Annotated in this window: 15 protein-coding genes and 1 riboswitch; of the genes, 11 read left to right on the plus strand and 4 right to left on the minus strand. The window is 72.7% G+C overall.

Annotated elements, in window-relative coordinates; genetic code table 11:
• Nucleotides 1–89: 89 nt before the first annotated feature.
• The 3 genes from AAC134_RS05035 to AAC134_RS05045 form a co-directional block, all read right to left on the minus strand.
• On the minus strand, nt 90–1,667 hold the full coding sequence (locus AAC134_RS05035) for an ABC transporter substrate-binding protein (protein ID WP_339947967.1): 1,578 nt from the start codon (nt 1,665–1,667) through the stop codon (nt 90–92).
• A 93-nt stretch (nt 1,668–1,760) separates the two neighbouring features.
• Entirely contained in the window at nt 1,761–2,816 is a 1,056-nt protein-coding gene (locus AAC134_RS05040; RefSeq protein WP_339947968.1) for an oligopeptide/dipeptide ABC transporter ATP-binding protein, read from the minus strand.
• On the minus strand, nt 2,813–3,868 hold the full coding sequence (locus tag AAC134_RS05045; protein WP_339947969.1) for an ABC transporter ATP-binding protein: 1,056 nt from the start codon (nt 3,866–3,868) through the stop codon (nt 2,813–2,815). The genes AAC134_RS05040 and AAC134_RS05045 overlap by 4 nt, the downstream gene beginning before the upstream one ends.
• Before the next feature lie 393 nt (nt 3,869–4,261).
• On the opposite strand from AAC134_RS05045, the gene AAC134_RS05050 reads away from it, so the two are divergent.
• The 8 genes from AAC134_RS05050 (at nt 4,262) to AAC134_RS05085 (ending at nt 16,762) form a co-directional block, all read left to right on the plus strand.
• On the plus strand, nt 4,262–5,044 hold the full coding sequence (locus AAC134_RS05050; RefSeq protein WP_339947970.1) for a TetR/AcrR family transcriptional regulator: 783 nt from the start codon (nt 4,262–4,264) through the stop codon (nt 5,042–5,044).
• A 473-nt stretch (nt 5,045–5,517) separates the two neighbouring features.
• Nucleotides 5,518–7,845 carry a CoA transferase gene (locus AAC134_RS05055; protein ID WP_339947971.1) on the plus strand — a complete coding sequence of 776 codons (2,328 nt, stop codon included), beginning with the start codon at nt 5,518–5,520 and terminating at the stop codon, nt 7,843–7,845.
• 64 nt (nt 7,846–7,909) lie between these two features.
• Nucleotides 7,910–8,758: an enoyl-CoA hydratase gene (locus AAC134_RS05060; protein ID WP_339947972.1), complete on the plus strand. Its 849-nt coding sequence runs from the start codon at nt 7,910–7,912 to the stop codon at nt 8,756–8,758.
• Nucleotides 8,759–8,766: 8 nt separating this feature from the next.
• The gene (locus tag AAC134_RS05065) at nt 8,767–9,891 is read left to right on the plus strand and encodes a phosphotransferase family protein (protein WP_339947973.1); all 1,125 of its coding nucleotides are present in this window, start codon (nt 8,767–8,769) and stop codon (nt 9,889–9,891) included.
• A 255-nt stretch (nt 9,892–10,146) separates the two neighbouring features.
• Nucleotides 10,147–11,430, plus strand: coding sequence for an acyl-CoA dehydrogenase family protein (locus tag AAC134_RS05070; RefSeq protein WP_339948016.1), 1,284 nt, complete (start codon nt 10,147–10,149; stop codon nt 11,428–11,430).
• Between the two features lie 285 nt (nt 11,431–11,715).
• Complete coding sequence (locus AAC134_RS05075; protein WP_339947974.1) at nt 11,716–12,828, plus strand: zinc-binding dehydrogenase; 1,113 nt, start codon at nt 11,716–11,718, stop codon at nt 12,826–12,828.
• A gap of 261 nt (nt 12,829–13,089) precedes the next feature.
• On the plus strand, nt 13,090–15,330 hold the full coding sequence (locus AAC134_RS05080; protein ID WP_339947975.1) for a hypothetical protein: 2,241 nt from the start codon (nt 13,090–13,092) through the stop codon (nt 15,328–15,330).
• 193 nt (nt 15,331–15,523) lie between these two features.
• On the plus strand, nt 15,524–16,762 hold the full coding sequence (locus AAC134_RS05085) for a CoA transferase (protein WP_339947976.1): 1,239 nt from the start codon (nt 15,524–15,526) through the stop codon (nt 16,760–16,762).
• Between the two features lie 60 nt (nt 16,763–16,822).
• Here AAC134_RS05085 and bluB read toward each other — a convergent pair whose 3' ends face one another.
• The gene (gene bluB, locus AAC134_RS05090; RefSeq protein ID WP_339947977.1) at nt 16,823–17,566 is read right to left on the minus strand and encodes a 5,6-dimethylbenzimidazole synthase; all 744 of its coding nucleotides are present in this window, start codon (nt 17,564–17,566) and stop codon (nt 16,823–16,825) included.
• A gap of 48 nt (nt 17,567–17,614) precedes the next feature.
• A riboswitch (cobalamin riboswitch) is annotated at nt 17,615–17,803 on the minus strand.
• 199 nt (nt 17,804–18,002) lie between these two features.
• Here bluB and AAC134_RS05095 point away from each other — a divergent pair.
• The 3 genes from AAC134_RS05095 to AAC134_RS05105 all read left to right on the plus strand — a co-directional run bounded on the left by AAC134_RS05095 (nt 18,003) and on the right by AAC134_RS05105 (nt 22,180).
• Nucleotides 18,003–19,481 carry an FAD-binding oxidoreductase gene (locus AAC134_RS05095; protein ID WP_339947978.1) on the plus strand — a complete coding sequence of 493 codons (1,479 nt, stop codon included), beginning with the start codon at nt 18,003–18,005 and terminating at the stop codon, nt 19,479–19,481.
• Between the two features lie 73 nt (nt 19,482–19,554).
• Nucleotides 19,555–20,577, plus strand: coding sequence for a LacI family DNA-binding transcriptional regulator (locus AAC134_RS05100; RefSeq protein WP_339947979.1), 1,023 nt, complete (start codon nt 19,555–19,557; stop codon nt 20,575–20,577).
• A gap of 280 nt (nt 20,578–20,857) precedes the next feature.
• Nucleotides 20,858–22,180, plus strand: coding sequence for an ABC transporter substrate-binding protein (locus AAC134_RS05105; RefSeq protein WP_339947980.1), 1,323 nt, complete (start codon nt 20,858–20,860; stop codon nt 22,178–22,180).
• Nucleotides 22,181–22,214 lie beyond the last annotated feature (34 nt).

Consider the following 22,214-nt stretch of genomic DNA (forward strand, 5'->3'; position numbering starts at 1 on the left):
TCCCTGTGGGGCGCCCGTGCCGTCTTTGCGGCGGTTGCGGGCCGGATCCGCGCGCCCCGGGGCGCGCGGAATGCGGTTCGGACGGGGCCTCAGCCCAGCCCGACGTTCAGGAACTTCGGCTTGCCCAGCAGGTTCGCCTCGAAGCCCTGGACCTTGGTCGACATCGCGTCGACCTCGTATCGGATGCTCAGCGGGATGGTCAGCGCGGCGTCCATCACCAGCGCCTGCGCCCGCCCCAGCGCCGCGGCCCGCTCGCCCTGGTCGGCGGTGGCGCGGCTCTCGGCCATCGCCGCGTCGAAGCCCTCGGGCGGGGGCACCCGGCCGGGGTTGTAGTAGGAGCTTTCCGAATACAGCAGCGAGTAGGTGAGGCTCGGGTCCGGCCGCCCGGTCCAGGCCGAAAGCAGCACGTCGCCCGCCTTCTCGGCCGAGAAGAAGCGCGACGAGGTCTCGGCGATGGTGCCGTTGGTGAAGCGCCCCGAGATGTTGAGCGTCGAGAGCTGCTGGAGGATCACTTCGGCCCGCTGCACCGAGGCCTGGTCGGTGTAGCCGCGGAAGTCGAGTTCGAAGCCGCCCTCGACGCCCGCCTCCTTCATCAGCGCCTTTGCCCGGTCGGGGTCGTGCCGGGTGTGCTGCGCCGCCTCTTCCGACCAGGCCCAGTGGGCGCGGGGCAGGTTCATGTGCGCCGGCTCGCCGACGCCGGCCTGAGTGGCCTTCACCCAGGCGTCGCGATCGACCGCGAGCGTGATCGCCTTGCGCACCCGCGGGTCCGAGAGCGGCCCGCGCGAGGCGTTGAGATAGAGCTGGTAGACATAGAGCGTCGGCCCGAAGGCGAGCGCCAGGTTCGGCATCCGCTCGATCAGCACCTTCTGCTGCTCGGCGATCTGGTAGGCGATGTCGGCCTGGCCCGACTGCGCCGCGCGCAGGGCGGTGGCGCGCTCGGGGATGATCTGCAGCTCGATGCTCTCGACCTTGGGGATGCCCTCACGCCAGTGGTCGGGGTTGGCCTTGCCCTCGACCTTCTCGCCGTCGGTCCAGGCGACGAACGACCAGGGGCCGGTGCCCACCGGGGCGCGGTCGACGTTGGTCTCGGGGTCCTCGCCCAGCGCGGCGGGCGAGATCATCATGCCCGCGCGGTCCGAGAGGATCAGCGGCAGGGCGGTGTCGGGGGCCGAGAGCTTCAGCGTGACCTCATGCTCGCCCGTCGCCTCGATCGTCTCGACGTTGGCGAGGTCGCTCTTGACGTTGGACAGCGCCGCGGTGCGGTTGCGCTCGAGGTTGAAGACCACCGCGGCGGCGTCGAAGGGGGTCCCGTCGTGGAAGACGACGCCCTCGCGCAGCGTGAACACCAGGGTCTGGGGGTCGGCGAACGTCCACGACTCGGCCAGGCCGGGCTCGGGGGCGAGGGTGGCGAAGTTCCAGTCCACCAGCGTGTCGTAGAAGCAGTAGAGGAACACGTGGTCCGAGCCCGCGCCGCCGGTGGCGGGGTCGAGGCTCGAGGGATTGGCGTTGGCCACCACCCGCAGGTGGCCCGAGGGGGCGGCGCCCGCGCGCAGCGGCACGCCGGCCGCGCCCAGCGCCGAGAGCGCCGCGGCGCCGGCCAGGAACTGGCGTCGGCGCAGCGGCGGCAGGTGGGCGAGGACGCCCTGGGTTCCGATCCTGTCGGTCATCGTGTTCTTTCCTCCTCCGTGATCCGCTGCGGCGCCTTTTGCGGCGCTCTTGCGGGGGGGACGCGTCGGGGGGCCGCTCTCCCCCCGGCGACGTCAGCCGGGCGTCGGCCCGGTCGCCTGCGCCGGCATCGACTCGATCCCCTCGGGACCGGCGAAGTGGCAGGCGACGAAATGGTCGGGGCGCAGCTCGCGCCACTCGGGGACCTCGGCCGCGCAACGCTCCTGCGCCCAGGGGCAGCGGGTGCGGAAGCGGCAGCCCGAGGGCGGGTCCACGGGGCTGGGGATCTCGCCCTTCAGGTCGATGCGGCGCGCCTCGCGCAGGTGGGCGGGCAGCGGGCGCGGCTCGGCCGACAGAAGCGCTGTGGTGTAGGGGTGCAGGGGGCGCTCGGTCACCGCCTCGGCGGGGCCGACCTCCATGAACCGGCCGAGGTAGGTGACCGCGATCCGGTCCGAGACCTGGGCGACCACCGCGATGTCATGGGCGATGAAGGCGTAGGCGATGCCGAAGTCGCGTTGAAGATCGGCGAACAGGTTCAGCACCTCGCCCCGGATCGAGACGTCGAGGGCGGCCACCACCTCGTCGCAGACGATCAGGCGCGGGTTCAGCGGCAGCAGCCGGGCGATGTTGGCCCGCTGCTTCTGGCCGCCCGACAGCTCATGGGGATAGCGGGCCAGCATCTCGGCGCGCAGGCCCACCCGCTCGAGGCTCTCCTGCACCTTGCGGCGCATCTCGTCCTCCGGGACGCCGCCGCGGATGCGCAGCGGCTCGGTCAGGCTCTCCATCAGGGTCATGCGCGGGTTGAGGGCCGCGTGGGGGTCCTGGAACACGATCTGATAGGCCTGGCGGACCTTGCGCCGGTCCCGCCGGGGGACCGAGGCCAGCGTGCGGCCGTCGAGCTCGATCACCCCTTCGGTGGCGTCGAGCAGCCCCACCAGCGCCCGGCCGATGGTCGACTTGCCCGAGCCGCTCTCGCCGATGATGCCGAAGGTCTCGGCGGGGCGGATCTCGAAGCTCACCCCGTCCACGGCCTTCACCGTGTCGACGCCGTCGAGCGAGGGGAACAGGATGCGCAGGTCCTCGACCCGCACCACGGGCGGTTCGGCCCGCGCGGAGGGGGAGAGGGCGGAGGGGGAAGGGGCGGCGGTCAATCGACGGCTCCCGGCAAGGTCAGTTCAGAGGTGCGGCGGCAGCGCGCCCGGCGCCCGGGCGCGACGTCGGTCAGGACCTGGGGGCGCTCGCAGCCGGCTTCGGCAAAGCTGCAGCGGTCGCGGAAGCGGCAGCCCTCGGGCATCGACATCGGCGAGGGCACGCGGCCGGGGATGAAGGCGAAGTTGCGCCGCCCGTCCGCGTCGAGCCCCCGGTTGAGCTGGGGGAGCGAGCGCAGCAGGCCCGAGGTGTAGGGGTGGCGCGGGCGCATCAGCGCCTCGTCCACCGGCGCGTCCTCGACCACCTGGCCCGCATACATGGTGATCATCCGGGTGCAGGTCTCGGCCACCACGCCGAGGTCGTGGGTGATGAACAGGAGCGCGGTGCCGGTGTCTTCCGAGAGGCGCGCCAGCAGGTCCATGATCTGGGCCTGGATGGTGACGTCGAGCGCGGTCGTCGGCTCGTCGGCGATGATCAGCTCGGGCCGGCAGACCAGCGCCATGGCGATCATCGCCCGCTGGCGCATGCCGCCCGAGAGCTGGTGGGGGAACTCGTTGGCGCGGCGCGCGGGGGCGGGGATGCCGACCTCGGCCAGCGCCTCGATCACCCGCTCGCGCTCCTCGGCCTTGGAGACGGGCTTGTGGATGCGCAGCGCCTCGCCGATCTGCTCGCCGATGGTGAAGACGGGGTCGAGCGCGGTCATCGGCTCCTGGAAGATCATCGCCACCTTGGCGCCGCGCAGCTTGCGCATCCGCGAGGCCGAGGCGCTGAGCAGGTTCTCGCCGTCGAGCGTCACCCGGCCGTCGATCCGCGCCGAGGGCGGCAGCAGGCGCATCAGCGCAAGGCCGGTGACGGTCTTGCCGCAGCCGCTTTCGCCGACGAGGCCGACGCGCTCGCCGCGGGCGATGTCGAAGCTGACGCCCTCGGTCACCCGCACGCCGCCGAAGCCGCGGCGCGGGCCAAACGCGATGCCGAGATCCTCGACCGAAAGCAGCGGGCCGGTGGCGGCGGCAGGGCGCGCCGCGGCGTCGGCCAGTCCAGCCTCGGCGCTCATCGGGCCGACCTGCCCCGGGGGCGCCGTTGCTGCTCGAAACGGCGTCCGCCGACGCCGGCGCCGGATTGGCGTCCGCCGACGCCGGTGTTCGCCGCGCCGCGGACCAGCCGCGCGCGGACGCGTGTCGCCACGCCCATGTCGTTCTCCTCCCGCAATCCGCGGGGTTGGCCCCCGTCTGGTTCGCGTCTGACGCCCGCCGCCTACCCCGGAACGATTCCTGACGGTCGACAGGCTGACGCTTGTCAGGCTACAGAGGGCGCCATGGAGCGTCAAGCCGCCTGCCGGCCGGTCGGGAAGTCCGCCGGCGCCTGCGGGTGGCGGCGCCGACGCCCGGCTTGCGCCGCCCCGGGGCGGCCCATACGGTCGGCCGCCGGGTCATCGGAGAGGGGTCGCGTGACCGCGAAGCAATCCAAGTTCGGAGCGAAATCCGGGGCCAGATCCGGGGCCAGATCCGGGGCCCGGAGCGGCGGCAAGCCGCCCGCCGAGCTTGCCGAGGCGGTGATCGAGGGCATCCAGAATCCCGATCTGGTGCAGATCCGGCGCGACCAGATCTGCGAGGCGGCGCTGGACCTGTTCCTGGAGAAGGGCTTCGCCTCGACCACGATCCGGGACATCTGCGCGCGCTCGGGCGTCAACCAGGCGAGCCTCTACGACTATGTCGCCAACAAGCACGACATCCTGCGCCGGCTGCTGAACAAGCTGTGGTTCCGCACCGACGCGCCCACCCTGCCCGAGATGCTGGACGCCCGCCCCGGCGCGCCGCTCGAGGATGTTCTGGTCGACTATCTGCGCCAGCTGTGGGGGACCAACCGGCAGGGAATCATGCTGTCCTACCGCGCCGTGCCGCACCTGCGCGACGAGGACCGCCGCGCCATGCACGCCCGCGAAAAGCGGATGCTGGGCGAGCTGGCGGTGCACCTGCGCCGCCTCGCCGGCGTGCCCGAGGACGATCCTCACCCCGAGCTGATGGCCAACCTGATCGTGTTCATGACGGCGTTCGGCCCGATGCGCGACTGGCTGAGCAAGGGCGCCGACCCCGAGTTGCTGCTGCGCACCGTCGCCATCTCGGTCGCGGCCATGGTCGAGCGTCTGGCCCGCGAGGCCGGCGCAGGGTCGACCGATTCCCCCGACGCCTCCCGGCTGGGCGCCAGGGCCCCCGCAGAGGGCGAGGCCTAGCCCGCCCCTCGACCGGCGAGCCGCCAGCAATCGACGAGGCCCGGCAAGCGCCAGGCGCGCCCCGGGCCTGACCCGGGGCCTCCGCCGCGGCCTCCCACGCGGCGCCCCCGCGGCCGGTTTCCGTCACCCGTCGCGCGTCGCGCCGGCCCCGCAGGGCGGTTCGCGTCCAGCACCCGAGCGGCGCCGGAGGGGCGCGGCCGCAGCGCCCCGGCCGCCGCCCGCCGCCCGATCGCAAGGAAGGCTGATCGGCGGCCTTGATTCCTGACAGCTGTCAGGCTTAGGCTCGCGCGGAAACCGCCCCCGGCCCGGACCCCGGCGCGAGAGGGCGGACGCAGACAAAGATCTGGGAGGATCCCCATGCCGCGGCCCGCACCGCAGGCGCGCCTTCAGGGCGCGCTCGATCGACTGACCGTCTCCGCGTTCCCTGGCCCCGCGCTCTCCGGCCCCGCGCTCTCCGACCGGGGACCCGTCCGATGAGCGGCCCGCTTTCGGGGCTGCGCGCCGTCGAGATCGGCGGCGGCGTGGGCGGCGCCTGGTGCGGGCGGATGCTCGCCGACCTGGGCGTCGAGGTGCTGCGCGTCGAGCCGCAGGGCGGCGATCCCCTGCGCCTGCGCCGCGAGGTTCCCGACGATCCCGCGACGCAGGGGCTGCTGCACGCCTGGCTCGATCACGGCAAGACGCCGCTGACCGGCGACCTCGCGGCCGCCATTGCCGAGGCCGACCTGCTGATCCTGGGCGAGGAGGCCCCCCGCCCCGCCCCCGCCGCGCAGCCCCGCGCCGCCACCGTCGACCTGCGCTGGTTCGCGGGCGGGGGCCCGCGCTCGGACTGGGCGGGCTCGGACGCGGTGGTGCAGGCGCTGATCGGCATGGTCCATGTCGTCGGCCCCACGGACGAGGCCCCCCAGCAGCTGGGCGACCTGCAGGCGGCCATGATCGGGGGCGTCCACGCCCTTCACGCGGGGCTCGCCGCGCTTTACGCCGGCGGCCGTCACCGGGCGTTCGAGGTGGGCATCCTCGAGGCCAACCTCTGCCTCTCGGAGCTCGCGATGGCCGACGCGGTCATCTACGACCGCAAGTGCGAGCGGCGGGGCGTGAACCGCTTCTTCCCGACCTGCCCCGTTTCGTCCCACCGCTGCGCGGACGGCAAGTGGCTGGGCATCACCGTGCTGACGCCCGCGCAATGGGCCGGCTTCTGCGAGATGCTGGAGCTGCCGGAGTGGGCGACCGACCCCGGGCTGGCCACCATCCAGCTCCGCGGCGAGCGGGTGGACGAGATCGAGCCGGTGATCGACGCCCGCCTCCGGACCCGCCCGGCCGAGGAATGGGCCGCGCTGGGCCGCAAGATGCGCGTGCCGATGGCCGTGGTGCCGGATGCGGAGATGCTGCTCGACCACCCGATCTTCGGCCCCCGCGGCCTGATGGGCGAGATCGAGGCCGACGGCCGCCGCCTGACCGCCCCGCGCTCGCCGATCCGCGTGGTCGACACCGGCGGCGGGGCGAGCCCGCTGGACACCTCCGCCGCCGCCGAGGCCGCGCCGGGCGAGCCGCTGACCGGGCTGCGGGTCGCCGATTTCTCGATGGGGTGGGCCGGGCCGCTGGTGACGCGGATCCTGGCCGATCTCGGGGCCGAGGTGATCAAGATCGAGGCCGGGCGCTATCCCGACTGGTGGCGCGGCACGCTGTGGGACGCCGAGTCGATCGCCCGCGGCCAGTACGAGGAATCGCGCCGCTTCACCGCCCTGAACCGCGGCAAGAAGAGCGTCAGCCTCGATCTGACCACCTCCGAGGGCAAGCGTCTGGCCAAGGCGCTGGTCGACGCCAGCCAGCTGACGGTCGAGAACCACGCCGCCACGGTGATGGAGCGGCTGGGCATGGGGTGGGAGGCGCTCTCGAAAGGGCGCGACGACCTGGTGATGATCTCGGCCTCGGCCTTCGGCACGGGGAACGCCTGGTCCGACACGCGGGCCTATGGCTCGACGCTCGAGCAGGCCTCGGGGCTGCCCTCGTTCCGGGGCGATCCCGCCTGGCCTCCGACGATGGGCCACATCGCCTATGGCGACCCGGTGGGCGGACTTTATGGCGCGGCGGCGGCGCTGGCCGCGCTGGTGCACCGGCGACGCGGCGGCAAGGGCCAGTGGCTGAACCTGAGCCAGGTGGAGTGCCTGGTGCCCTTCGCCGCCCCCGCCCTGCTGGCCCGCGGCGTCACCGGGCGCGAGCCGACCCGCCTGCGCAACCGCCATGTCGACATGGTCCCCCACGGCCTTTATCCCGGCCTTGGCGAGGATCGCTGGATCCATGTCGCGGCCCGCGACGAGGCCGCCTGGGCGAGCCTCGCGCGGACCATCGGGCGGCCGGATCTGGCCGATCTCGATCTTGAAGCCCGCCGCGCGCGGGAGGACGAGATCGACGCCGCGCTCTCCGAATGGACCGCCCCGCGCGACATCCATCAGACCGCCGAGGCGCTGCAGGCCGCGGGCGTCATCGCCGCCCCGGTGCAGACCCCCGAGGAGACGCTCGAGGACGCCCATTTCGCCGCCGTCGGCGCGCATCTGGACATCGAGCGGCCCCATGTCGGCCTGCAGCGCCAGTTCTCGCTGCCGATCCTCGAGGAGGGCCGGCGCAAGCCGCCCCGCGCGCCCGCCCCGCTGCTGGGCGCGGACACCCACGCGGTGCTGACCGGCGCCCTCGGCGTCGACGAGGCCGCCTATCAGGCGCTGGTCGCCTCGGGCGTGATCAGCCTGCGCCCCACCGCCCTGCGCGCCGCGGCCCCGGCCGCCGGCGCGCCGGTTCCCGCCGAATGACCCCCTCCCGTCCCCGCGCCCTGCCCGGCGCGGGGCGCCGACGCCGCCTGCAGGAGACGCTCCGATGAGCTTCCAGGAGATCCTGGTCTCGACCGCCGAGGACGTGACCACCATCACCCTCAACCGACCCGACCGGCTGAACGCCTACACCCCCACGCTGGCCAACGAGCTGCAGACCGCCGTGCAGCAGGCCGGCGTCGATCCCGCCTGCCGGGCGATCGTGATCACCGGCGCCGGGCGCGGCTTCTGCGCGGGCGCCGACATGGGGGTGCTGGAGAACGCGGTGTCCTCGAAGGGGACCTCCGAGAACAAGCCCGACGCGACCGCCCCCCAGGGCGATCCGCGCTTCTCGTCCGCGCCGGGGCCGGCGCTGGGCGACGTCTATGCCGGACGCTTCGGCTACCTCTACAGCTGCCCCAAGCCGGTGATCGCCAAGATCAACGGCCCCTGCGCGGGCATCGGCCTGATCCTCGCGCTCTACTGCGACCTGCGCTACGCGGCCGAGGAGGCCAAGTTCACCACCGCCTTCGCCGCCCGCGGCCTGGTGGCCGAGCATGGCATCGCCTGGCTGCTGCCGCGCCTGGTGGGCGAGGCCAACGCGCTCGACCTGCTGTTCTCGGCCCGCAAGTTCACCGGCGCCGAGGCGCAGGGCATGGGCCTGGTCAACCGCGCGGTCCCGGGCGAGAGCCTGGACGCGCTGGTCGCGGGCGTGGCGCAGAGCATGGCCAGGGAGGTCTCGCCCCGCTCCGTCGCGGTGATGAAGCGGCAGGTGCGGGCCTCGTATTTCCAGAGCTTCGGGGAATCGCTGGCCATCGCCGACGCCGAGATGAAGCGCAGCTTCGAGGCCCCCGACTTCGGCGAGGGCGTCAAGAGCTTCGTCGAGCGTCGCCCCCCCGCCTTCCCCGCGGTGTGAGGGCGCGCATGTCCGTGACGCAAGCCCCCAGGGCCTCCGGCTCCCCGCAGGGAGACGGCGACACGCCCCGCACCCAGGCGCCGAGCGAGGTGCATCGCTTTGACGCCGATGCGCTGGCCGCCTGGCTGGCGCCGCATCTGCCCGAGGCGGCGCAGGGTCTCGAGGTCGCCCAGTTCCAGGGCGGCATGTCGAACCCGACGTTCCTGCTGACCGGCGCGCAGGGCACGCGCTGGGTGCTGCGCAAGAAGCCGCCGGGCAAGCTGCTGCCCAAGGCCCACGCCGTCGATCGCGAATACCGCGCCATGGCGGCGATGGAGGGCACGCCCGTCCCCGCCCCGAAGATGATCGCCTACTGCGACGACCCGGCCGTGATCGGGGCCGAGTTCTATGTGATGGAGCATGTCGAGGGCCGGGTGATCCCCTCGGCCGCGCTGGCCCCGATGAAGCCCGAGCACCGGCGCGAGGCCGCCTTCGCGCTGGTCGACGCGCTGGCCGACCTGCACGCGGTCGACTGGCGCAAGGACCTCGAGGGGTTCGGCAAGCCCGACGGCTATGTGGTGCGCCAGACCGCCCGCTGGGCCGGTCAGGTCGAGGGGGCCAAGGACGTGCTGCCCGCCGATCTCGACTATTCCGACCTCGACTGGCTGCGGACCTGGCTGGAGACCCATGCCCCGGGCGCGCGCGACGAATCCACCGTCGTGCATGGCGACTACCGCCCCGGCAACGTGATCCTGCATCCCACCGAGCCGAAGCTGCTGGCGATCCTCGACTGGGAGCTGTGCACCATCGGGCACCCGCTGTCGGATCTGGCCTACCTGCTGCGGCCCTGGCGGATGCCCGAGGGCTCGCCCGACCGGGTCGACCCGCAGGCCGACGGCATGCCCACCGAGGCGGAGCTCGTCGAGCGCTATCGCCTGCGCTCGGGGCGCGAGCGGATCGAGGACTGGCCGATCTACATGGCCTTTTCGATGTTCCGCCTTGCCGCCATCGCCATGGGCGTGGCGGCCCGCGCCGCGCAGGGCAACGTCAGCTCGGCCGGCGTGGACCCGATCGCGATGTGCGAACGCGGCCGGGTGATGGCCGCCGCCGGCCGCCGCGTGGCCGAGGAGGCCGACGCGGAGGCGGGCCGCTGAGCCCGCGCGAGACCGGGCCGCCTGCGCAGCCCGGAGGCGTCCCGCGACCCGGCCCTGCGGCGGCTTGCCGACCGGCCGACAGGCAACTTGACGGAGGGGGCGACGCCCCCTAGCGTCGCACCCGACGTCCCCCGGGGCCCCTCGGCAGGGCCCGTCCAGGACCCGCCCCGCGGCGCGGTCCCAACACTTCGAAGGCGCCCCCGACGCGCCGTCTCTGGGAGGAGATCCGTGAAACATTCCCTGCCCCACCAGGACATGAACGACCTGACCATGTCCGAGAAGGTCCGCCCGCTGCTGGACAAGGTGATCCGGCACGTGCGCGACAACTGCGATCCCGTGCTCGAGGAATTCCAGAGCCTGGACGCGAAGAAGTCCGACCGCTGGAGCTGGCACCCCCGCCAGCTCGAGATCATGGAAGAGCTGAAGAACAAGGCCAAGAAAGACGGCCTGTGGAACTTCTTCCTGCCCAACTCCGAGACCGGCGAGGGTCTGTCGAACCTCGACTACACCTACATCGCGGTCGAGCTGGGCAAGAACCCGCTGGCCTCGAAGTCGCTGAACTGCTCGGCCCCCGACACCGGCAACATGGAAGTGCTGGAGCGCGTCGGCACGCCCGAGCAGAAAGAGAAGTGGCTCAAGCCGCTTCTGAACGGCGAGATCCGCTCCTGCTTCGGGATGACCGAGCCGGACGTGGCGTCCTCGGATGCGCGCAACATCCACACCACCGCCAAGCTCGAGGGCGACGAGTGGGTGATCAACGGCGAGAAGTACTACATCTCCGGCGCCGGCGATCCGCAGTGCAAGATCATGATCTGCATGGTCCTGACCGACCCCGAGGCCGAGCCCTTCCGCCAGCAGTCCCAGATCCTGGTGCCGATGGACACGCCCGGCGTGAACGTGCTGGGCCCGATGTGCGTCTTCGGCCATGACGACGCGCCCCACGGCCACATGCACATCAAGCTCGAGAACGTGCGCGTGCCCAAGGAGAACATCCTCTGGGGCGTGGGCAAGGGCTTCGAGATCTCCCAGGTCCGCCTGGGCCCGGGCCGGATCCATCACTGCATGCGCTCGATCGGCTCGGCCGAGAAGGCGCTGGACCTGATGATCTCGCGCGGGATCAACCGTCAGGCCTTCGGCAAGCGGATCATCGATCTCGGCAAGAACATGGAGACCATCTCCCGCGCCCGGATCGAGATCGAGGCGATGCGCCTGATGGTCCTCAAGGCCGCCAAGGCGATGGATGTGCTGGGCAACAAGGAGGCCCGGGTCTGGGTCTCGATGGTCAAGGCGATGGTGCCCGAGAAGTGCTGCCAGATCATCGACCAGGCGATGCAGGTGCATGGCGCGACCGGCGTCTCGCAGTGGTCGCCGCTCTCGGAGATGTACACCAAGCAGCGCACCCTGCGTTTGGCCGACGGCCCCGACGAGGTGCACCACAACGTCATCGCGCGGGCCGAGGTGAAGGACTTCCAGTCCTCCAACGACCGCCAGTCGGCGATGAAGAACACGCTCGGCGGCAAGATGTTCGAGGGTCCGTGAGGTCCCTCCGGGCGGCCTGAGCGCCGCCCCCGCCCGACCCTTCGACGCCCCGCCCGGTCCCGCCGGGCGGGGCGTTCTGCTGTGGATCGACCCCGGCGTGCGGACCGCTTTGCGGGGCCAGGCCGCCAGTCCGGCCGGGCGCGGCGCGTCACCTTCGCGAGGAGGCATCGGCGGCGGGATTGCCGCGCGCGCGCGTCTCGTGTTCGATGGCGCCGCAGGTTCGAGGCGCCGGACCTTCGATCCGAAGCCATCTGCATCCTGACCCCGAACCCCGGAGATATCGGCATGGGCACCACCGGCAAGCAGCTTTTCACCACGCTTGAAAGCAACGGCACGCTCACCGTCGCGATCGAGGACGTGACCTTTCCCGATCCGACCGGCAACCAGGTGCTGGTGAAGATGGAGGCGGCCCCGATCAACCCCTCGGACCTCGCCATCCTTGCCGGCGCGGCCGATCTCGAGACCGCCGAATACTCGCCCGGCAAATACGTCGCCACCATGCCCGAGCCGTTCAATTCCGGCTCCAAGGCGCGTCATGGGCTGAAGCTTCCCGCCGGCAACGAAGGCGCGGGCACGGTCGTGGCCACGGGCGAGGGCGACAAGGCCAGGGCGCTGATGGGGCAGCGCGTCGCCTGCGTGCCGGGCAACGCCTACAGCCAGTACTGCGTCGCCGACGCCGGCATGTGCCTGCCGCTGGGCGACTATACGGCCGAGGACGGCGCGAGCGGCTTCGTCAACCCGATGACCGCGCTCGGCTTCGTGGAGAACGCGAAGATGGACGGGCAGGACGCCATCCTGCACACGGTCGGGGCCTCGAACCTCGGTCAGATGCTGACCCGCATCTGCGAGGAAGACGGCCTCGGGCTGGTCAATCTGGTGCGGAAGCAGGAGCAGGTCGACCTGCTCGCGCAGCTTGGGTCTACCCATGTCGTCAATACTTCTGAGGACGGTTTCATGGACCGGCTCCGGACCGCGATCGACGAGACCGAGGCCTTCTACGGGTTCGATCCGATCGGCGGGGGGAAGTCGGTCGACAGCGTGTTCAAGGCCATGGAGCAGGTCGCGGTCGGCAAGATGACCGAGTATTCGCGCTACGGCTCGAACCAGAAGAAGCGGATGTTCATCTACGGCCGCCTGGATACGGGGGCGACGATCCTGACGCCCAGCTACGGCTTCGGCTGGACCCTGTCGGGCTGGCTCCTGTTCCCGTTCCTTCAGTCGGCCGGCGCGGAGACCGTCGCTCGGATGCGCAAGCGCGTGCTCGAGAGCCTGACGACGACCTTCGCCAGCACCTACAAGAAACGGGTCGATCTCGAAGAGATGCTGACCAAGGACGCCGTGACCGATTATCGCGCGATGAAGACGGGGGAAAAATACCTCGTCACGCCCTGGAAGTGAGGGGGCCCGGTCCGGGGCGGGGGCGGCCGCGCCCCCGGCAGGGCCGGGCGCCCCCGGCGGGGGCGGGAGCGCCGCGACGGAGGCCGCGCCCGGGCCCGGCGGTCCGCGCGCGGCGCGGGGTCGGCGGGGCGCCCGGGGCGGGCGTCTCCCGGGATCGGCGGCGAGGCGGCGCCCCAACGTCAGGCATTGTTTGAATTCGTTCCCGCCCTGCGCGATGCTCGCCCGCCGCGCGCCGCGCGGATGTCCGAGAGGCGATTTCAGATGAGCGACGCGTCTTCCCGACCCCCCGAGGGCAAACCCTTCCTGCTGGGGCTGACCCTGGCGGGCTCCGTCTCGGCGGGGGCCTACCTCGCGGGCGTGACGGATTTCCTGATCCGCGCGCTCGACGCCCATGCGACGGCCAACCCCGAGCGGCCGGTGGTGCTGAAGGTGATCAGCGGCACCTCGGGGGGCGGCACCTCGGCGAGCCTCGCGGTGGCCTCGCTGCTCGACGGCTCGCCCTCGGAGCTGCACGCGGGGACGTATCGGCTCGACCCCGAGGCGGGCCCGGGGGCGGCGAGCCCGCGCGACTACAGCTTCGCCCTCAGGCGCCTGCACGACATCTGGGTGACCGAGCTGAGCCTGACCGTCGATCCGCTCGACCGCGCGCGCGAGGCCGCGGCGGCGCGCCCCGCGACCCCGCCCCTGCCCGAGGACGAGACGACCCGCGAGGGCCTGCTGGACGTGGCCGACCTGAGCGCCGCCCGCGCCGCCCGGCTGCCCGCGCCCTCGCTGCTGAACGGGGTGGCCATCGACCGCGCCGCCAACCGGGCGCTGGCCGACGTGCGCTGGAACCGCGGCGCGCCCTATCCGTTCGTGGCCGAGCCGCTGGACCTGTTCATCACCACCACCAACGTGCAGGGCGTGGTCTACAAGGTCCGCTTCGACCGCAATTCGGCCCACCTGATGTCGCGCCACGCCATGGCCCGACACTTCGCCGTGCACGGGCTTGGGGGGCGGCCGATCGGCTCGCCGTGGCTCGAGGCCTATCACGACCGCGGGCTGCGTCTGCAGGCGCCCGAGCGCGGCGGCGCGGTGGACCTGCGCGCCCGCAGCCGCACGCGCGCGGCCACCGCCTGGACCCACCTGCGCGAGACGGCGATGGCCTCGGGCGCCTTTCCCGTCGGCCTGCCCCCGCGCTTCATCCATGCCACGATGGGCGAGCATCAGCCCTTCGAGGTCGACGGCGCCCCCCTCGCCGCGGGCGGCGCCTGGCCGCTGGACCTGCCCCGCGCCGACCTGCCCGGGCCCGACTGGGGCCGGGCCGAGGCGCGTCGCGACGGCGACGCCACCTATCTCGCCGTGGACGGCGGGGTCAGCAACAACGAACCGTTCGAGTTCGCCCGCTTCACATTGCGCCCCGAAGCGCCCGGCGGCGAGCGCGCGAGCGGCGCCGACTGGCTGGCCCCCAATCCGCGCGGCGCCGCCGAGGCCGACCGCGCGGTGATCATGATCGACGCCTTCCCCGAGGGCGGGGTCTTTGGCGCCGTGTCGCCCGACAACCCCGAGGACCTTGCCGCCGCCGGCCTGCCCGGCAGCCTGGGCAAGCTGTTCGGCGCGATGATCTCGCAGGCCCGCTTCAAGCCCGCCGAGCTCGCCGCCGCCGCCGAGACCGAGATCAAGTCCCGCTTCATGATCGCCCCCAGCCGCCCGGCGAGGGACGGGGCCGAGCCGCTGTCGAGCTCGAGCCTGCTGGCCTGCGGAGCGCTGGGCGGGTTCTCGGGCTTTCTCGACCTGCGCTTCCGGCAGCACGACTTCATCCTCGGCCAGCGCAACGCGCAGCGGTTCCTGCAGCAGCATTTCGCGCTCGACCCCGCCAACCCGGTGTTCGGCGACACGCAGGGCCCCCGGACCGAGCGCGGCGAGCGGCCGATCGTCGAACTCTCGCCCGAGCTGGCCCGGCCCATCGAGCAGCCCGACTGGCCGCGAATGACGGTGGCCGAGCTGCTGGCGCTGCGCGGCCCGATCCGCGGACGTCTGCAGGCGCTCTACGAGACGCAGGTCGCCGCGATGCGCCCGGGGCCGATCACGCGCGCGGTGGCCTGGGCGGTGTGGACCGGCGGCGGCAAGGGCAGGATCGCCGCCATCGGCCTGCGCGCGCTCGAGTCGGCGCTGATCGAGCACGGGCTGCTGGCGATGGAGCTGCCCGAGAGCCTCTACGCGCCCGAGGCCCGCCGGGTGATCGCCCGGCTGGTCGTCTCGGCGGGAGAGCCGCTGAGCGTCGAGGCCATCGCCGAGAGCTTCGCCCAGACCCGCCGCCGCAAGGGCGAGCCCGCCCGGACCGCCGCCCAGCTGGCCGCCGAGCGCGAGAGCATCGCCGCGACGCTGAGCGAGCTGAAGCGCCTGCGGCGCAGCGGCCACCGCTACCGCGTCACGACCACGACGCGCGAGGGCGCCGAGGCCTGGGTGCTGGAGCGGCACGCCGGCCTGCTCCGGGGCCTGCCGGGTCGGGTGTTCTCCTGAGCGGAGGGGCCCCGACGCTCGCCGGGGCCGGCGCCGGGGGATCGGTTCGACCCGGAACCGAGCCGCCCGTCGTCCGCGGAGAGGCGGGGCCGGAGCCGGCGGGAATCATTTCAAACTTGCCGAACGGCCGTTAAAAAAGTTGCCAACGACGGCCGGCGTTCCAGATCGGCCGCGCATCATGGGAGGGCCGCGCATGACCGACGGCTTCAACCGCGAGGCCGCCGCCGCGGCCGCCGCGCCGGGGGTGCTGCAGGGCATCCGGGTTCTGGATTTCAGCCGCTACATCGCGGGGCCCTACTGCGCCTCGATCCTCGGCGACCTCGGCGCGGAGGTGATCCGGATCGAGCCGCCCGGCGGCGCCGACGACCGCTTCCTGCTGAAGGTCGAGGGGTTCGACGACGGCGCCCAGTTCATGGCGCTGAACCGCAACAAGAAGTCCCTGACCATGGACCTTCGCAGCCCGCGCGGGCGCGAGGTGCTCAACCGCCTGGTCGCCAGCGCCGACGTGACGCTGACCAACATGCCCCCCGCGGCGCTGCCCAGGCTGGGGCTCGACTACGCCTCGTTGAAACAGGCCAACCCGGCGATCATCTCGGCCAACGTCTCGGCCTACGGGCCGCAGGGGCCGCTCTCGGGGCGCAACGGCTTCGACCTGATCGGCCAGGCGATGAGCGGCGCGACCTACATGAGCGGCTGGCCCGGCCAGCCGGTGCGCACCTCGTGCAACTATGTCGACTTCGGCACCGGGCTGGGCACGGCGCTGGGGATCATGGCCGCGATCATGCACCGACAGCAGACCGGCGAGGGGCAGGAGGTGCAGGCCTCGCTGCTGCAGACGGCGCTGACCTTCATGAACGCGGTGCTGCTGGAGGCCTCCACCGGCGTCGAACGCGCCCCGGGCGAGGGCCGCAGCCCCTACGCCGGCCCCGCCGAGCTGGCGCCCACGAAGGACGGCGCGGTGGTCGTGCAGGTCGTGGGACCGGCGATGTTCGCCCGGCTGGCGGAGGCCATCGGCCGGCCGGAACTGGCGCAGGATCCGCGCTTCGACACCGACGAGAAACGCGGCGAGGCCGGCGCCGAGCTCTCGGCGATCCTGGGCGAGTGGGCCGGCCCCCTGACCATGCAGGAGGCGATGGACGCGCTGGCGCAGGCGCGCATCCCCTCCGGCCCGGCCTTCAGTCCGATCCAGGCGATCAACGATCCGGGCGTGCGCGGGTCGGGCGTGTTCCAGGACCACCATCCGAAACCGGACGGGCCGGCGCTGCCGGTCGCGGGGTTCATCGCCCGCCTCTCGGCCAGCCCCGGCACGATCCGCGCCCCCGCCGCGGCGGCGGGCGCCGACACGCTCGCCACCCTGCGCGCGGCCGGCTTCTCGGACGACGAAATCGAGACGCTGACCGCCGAGGGCTGCGTGGTCCCGCCCGCCGCCTGATCCAGAGCCGCCGCGCCTGCCGGGCGCGGTGGCCGCGCGGGCGCCCCGGGCCGGGGGCCCTCAGGCGCCGCGGCCGCCTATCGGGTCGGCCTCGCCGGCGGCAGGCGCCGAGGGCGCAGGCGGGGTCGCGCTCCGCCCCTGCCAGCGATCGGCGAAGACCATCTCCGCGAGCGGTCGCCGGGCCGCCCAGCCGCGGGCCTGAAGCTCCGGCCCGTCGAAGAGCTCGCGCACATGGCCAAGGCACAGATAGGCCACCGGCGTGACCTCCGCCGGCAGATCCAGGATTTCGCGCAGGTCCCCCTCGCGGAAGATGCTGACCCAGCCGACCCCGATCCCTTCGGCCCGGGCGGCCAGCCAGAGGTTCTGCACCGCGCAGACAGTGGAATAGAGGTCGGTGTCCAGGTCATGCGTGCGCCCCAGCACGGTCGGCCCGCCCCGGGTCCGGTCGCAGGTGACGCAGAGGTTCAGCGGCGCCTCGCGGATGCCCTGCAGCTTGAGCTCGGAGTAGAGCGCCCGGCGCGCCTCGCCGAACATCTCCCGCGCCTCGGCGTTGGCGCGGTCGAACGCGGCGCGCACCGCCTCCCGCACGCCGGGGTCGCGGATCACGATGAAGTTCCACGGCTGCGACAGGCCGACCGAGGGCGCGGCGTGGGCGGCCTCGAGGATCCGGGTCAGCGCGGCGGGGTCGACCGGATCGGGCAGGAACTGGCCGCGCACGTCGCGACGCTCGCGGATGGCGCGGTAGACGGCGGCGCGCTCGGCGGGCGCGAAGGGCCCGGCCGGGCGGGTCTGGATCGGCTGCATGACATGTCCCCTGTCCGTGAAGCCAGCGGCCGCGGCGCCGTCCGCGCGCCTCGGTCAATGTCGTCCGGCCGGTCTTCTGACTTGGCATCCTCCCGAAGCGGCGCCTTCCCGGCCCGAGCCAGTGGCCTGTTGCCGCCCGGTCCGCCTCACAGCGCTGGGCACGTCGCGGATCTGCACCGCGTTCCCGATTATTCCCCCGCGCGTGGCGCGGCGGACACCGAACGCAACAGGGCTAGCCGCCTGCCGCCCCCGAGACAACCGCGTCCGAGGCGGGCGCCAGCGTCCGACGCCGCCGGCGACGGCGCGCCGGCGCCGGCCTCCCCTGGCCCGGGGGCGTCCGCCGGGCGCGCAATCGTCTCGCCAAGCGGGTATCGTCGGCCCAACCAATGATGCCCGGGACCCGAATCCCGGGCGCGAGGCGCATGGGAGGCGCACAATGACCGAGACCCGATCCCTCGACCGGCCGAGCGAGGCCGTGCAGGCCGCCGACGCCGCCGACGCCGCCGAGGCCCTGCGGGCGGCGCTGGCCGCCGAAGCCGAGGCCCGCGGCGGCGCCCTGCCCGCCGACCTGCTGGTCTTCGGCGCGGACATCCCCGAGCGGAACCTGCAGGACTGGTCCCGCCAGCCGCCGGTGCGCCCGCTGGCGCTGGCCCGGCCGCGCTCGACCGCCGAGGTCTCGGCCGTGCTCGCCGCCTGCGCCCGCGCCGGGCTGGCGGTGGTGCCCCAGGGCGGGCTGACGGGCCTCGTGCGCGGCGCCCACCCCGTCGCCGGCGGCGTCGCCCTGTCGATGGAGCGGCTGACCGGCGTCGAGGAGGTCGACCGCGAGGGCGCCACCATGATCGTGCGCGCCGGCACGCCCCTGCACGAGGTGCAGGCGGCGGCCGAGGCCGCGGGGCTGTTCTTCCCGCTCGATCTCGGCTCCCGCGGGTCCTGCTCGATCGGGGGCAACGTCTCGACCAACGCCGGGGGCAACCGGGTGATCCGCTACGGGACCGCCCGCGACCAGGTTCTGGGGCTGGAGGTCGCGCTGCCCGACGGGACCGTGGTCAACGCGCTCAACCGGCTGGTGAAGAACAACACCGGCTACGACATCAAGCACCTGTTCATCGGGGCCGAGGGCACGCTGGGCGCGATCACCCGCGTCGCCCTGCGCCTGCAGCCGAGGCCCGCGGCGCTGGACGTGGCGCTGTGCGCGCTGCCCGACTACGCCGCGCTGCTCTCGCTGCTGGCCGGGCTGCGCGCCCGCTTCGGCCCCGGCCTGACCAGCTTCGAGGCGATGTGGGACGAATACCTCGACACCATCACCTCGACCTTCGAGCTGCGCCGCCCCTTCGCCGCCGCCCACCGTTTCTATGCCATCGTCGAGATCTCCCGCTTCGGGGCCGGCGAGGACTCGCGTCTGCCCGACGCGCTGGGCGAGCTGATGGAGGAGGGCCTGATCGAGGACGCCCTGATCGCCCAGACCGAGCGCGAGGCCGCCGAGTTCTGGAAGATCCGTGAGATCGTGGGAGAGCTGCGCCAGAAGGCCGGGCCGCTGGTCTCCTACGACATCGGGCTGCCAGCCGGGGTCACCGACCGGTTCGTCGAGACCTCGGCCGCGCGGGTCCGCGCGCAGTGGCCCGACGCGATGCATCTCGCCTACGGGCATCTGGGGGACAACAACCTGCACCTGATCGTGCGCTCGGCCGCCTGCGGCGCCGCCCAGCCGCGCGACGGCTTCGACCGGGCGATCTACGACACGGTGCGGGAGTTCGGCGGCTCGATTTCGGCCGAGCACGGCATCGGCACGACCAAGCGCCCCTACCTCGCCCACAGCCGCAGCCCCGAGGAGATCGCGGTGATGCGCCTGGTCAAGCGCGCCCTCGACCCGCAGGGCCGGATGAACCCCGGCAAGGTCGTGGACCCCGAGGGCTGAGCGCCACGGCCGCCCGCGGGCTTGATTGACGTACCTCAGCCCGGCGACTAGGTTTCGGGGCGGAGGCGCCCCGATGAGACCGACGGTTCACGACATCGCGAAGGAGGCGGGCGTCAGCCTCGCCACGGTGGACCGCGTGCTCAACGCCCGCCCCGGCGTGCGCGAGAAGACCATCGCCCGGGTGCAGGAGGCGGTCGCCCGGCTGGGCTATGTGCGCGACGCCGCCGCGGCCAACCTTGCGCGCGGGCGGTTCTATCGCCTGGCCTTCGTGCTGCCCGAGGGGCCCAACCAGTTCGTCGAGACGCTGCGCGCCGCGCTGCTGGAGGCCTGCGCCACCCAGGTCGCCGACCGCGCCTCGGTAAAGGTGGTGACCACGCCCGCCCAGGACCCCCACGCCGTGGTCCGGGCCCTGCGCGCGCTGAACCCGCGGCGCCTCGACGGCGTGGCGATCATGGCGCCCGAGACCCCGCAGGTCCGCGACGCCGTCGCCCGCCTGAAGGAGGAGGGGCTGGCCGTGGTGGCGCTGGTCTCGGACCTGCCCAACGCCCCCCGCGACCGCTTCGTGGGCATCGACAACATGGCCGCCGGGCGCACCGCGGCGCTGCTGACGGGGCGGTTCGCGCCGCCCGAGGGGGAGGTGCTGGTGGTCACCAACTCCCTGCGATCGCGGGATTCTCTCGACCGGCGGTTGGGCTTCGACCAGGTGATGGCGCAGGATTTCCCGCGCCTGACTGTGTTGCCGACCGCCGAATCCTACGACGACCCCGCCCGGATGGAGCGCGTGGCGCTGGAGACCGCGCGCGCCCGCCCCCGCCTGGTCGGCGTCTATTCGATGGGGTCGGGGAACACGCCGCTGCTGCGGGCGCTGCGCCGCTCGGGCCGGCTGGACGAGCTGGTGGTGATCGGTCACGAGCTGACCCCCGTCACCCGCCGCGCGCTCCAGGACAACGAGATGGCCGCGGTGATCTCGCAGGACGTCGGGCACCTGGCGCGCAGCGCCCTGCGGGTGCTGCGCGCCGCCTGCGACGCCGCCCCGGTCTTCGAGGCGCAGGAGCGGATCCGCATCGAGATCGTGCTGCGCGAAAACCTCCCCTGATTCGCGTCGCGCGCGGGCCGCAGACCGCGCCGCGCCCGCGCCGAGGAGCGAAATCTCCCTGCCCCGGCGACCGCTCCCCGGCAGGGGATTCCGCCTTGCGGTCGAACCGCTTGCGCCCGCCCCCGCGGAATGACGCCGCGTCTCCAACCCCTCCCGAAATGAGGAACGTGCCTCAAAACAGTGGACGTGAGGCACGCCCCTCAACTACGACTCTTCCTGCACCCCGCGCGCAGGGAGGTGCGAACCACAAAACGCGCCTTCGTCCAGGGAGGACCCCATAATGAGACCCATCCCCGTCACCCTTGCCTCGGCCGTGGCCGTCGCCTCCGCGCTGGGCGCCGGCCAGGCCCGCGCCGCCGACCTGACCCTGTGCTGGGCCGCCTGGGACCCGGCCAACGCGCTGATCCAGCTCTCGAAGGATTTCGAGGCGGAGTCCGGCCACACGATGAACTTCGAGTTCGTGCCCTGGCCCAACTTCGCCGACCGGATGCTCAACGAGCTCAACTCCGGCGGGCAGCTCTGCGACCTGATGATCGGCGACAGCCAGTGGATCGGGCTGGGGGCCGAGGCCGGCCACTATGTGAAGCTCAACGACTTCTTCGAGGCCAACGGCATCGACATGGCCGACTTCATCCCCGCCACGGTGGCGGGCTATGCCGAGTGGCCCAAGGGCACGCCCAACTACTGGGCCCTGCCCGCGTTTGGCGACGTGGTTGGCTGGACCTATCGCAAGGACTGGTTCGAAAAGCCCGAGCTGCAGGCCGAGTTCTCGGAGAAATACGGCCGCGACCTGGCCCCGCCCGAAACCCTCGAAGACCTCAAGGACATCGCCGAGTTCTTCCAGGAGCGCGAGATCGACGGCAAGACCGTCTACGGCGCCGCGATCTATACCGAGCGCGGCTCGGAAGGCATCACCATGGGCGTGACCAACGCCCTCTACAACTACGGGTTCGAATACGGCTCCCCCGAGAACCCCTACATGCTCGACGGCTATGTGAACTCGCCGGGCGCGGTGGAGGGGCTGGAGTTCTACAAGGCGCTCTACGACTGCTGCACGCCGCCGGGATCTTCGGACTGGTACATGTCCGAGGACATCGACGCCTACAAGTCGGGCCAGGTGGCGCTGCAGATGAACTTCGCCTTCATCTGGCCGGGCGTCGAGGCCGACCCCAACGTCGGCGGCGGCAAGTCGGGCTACTTCGCCAACCCGGCCGGGCCCGCGGGGCACTTCGCCCAGCTCGGCGGCCAGGGGATCTCGGTGGTCAGCTACTCCGACGAGCAGGAGGCCGCGCTCGAGTATATCAAGTGGTTCGCCCAGCCCGAGGTGCAGAAGAAGTGGTGGAGCCTCGGCGGCTACTCGGCCCTGAAGGCCGTCGTCGAGGATCCGGGTTTCGGCGCCTCGCAGCCCTACGCGCAGACCTTCCTCGACAGCATGGCGATCGTGAAGGACTTCTGGGCCGAGCCCTCCTACGCCTCGCTGCTGCTGTCGATGCAGGACCGGGTGCACGCCTACGTGGTCGCGGGGCAAGGCACCGCGCAGGAGGCGCTGGACGCGCTGGTCGAGGACTGGACCGAGGTCTTCGAGGACGACGGCAAGATCTGAGCCCCGCAAGGCCGAACCGGGCGCCGGCCCGCCC

The organism is uncultured Albimonas sp., assembly GCF_963977235.1.
Taxonomy (GTDB): Bacteria; Pseudomonadota; Alphaproteobacteria; order Rhodobacterales; family Rhodobacteraceae; genus Albimonas.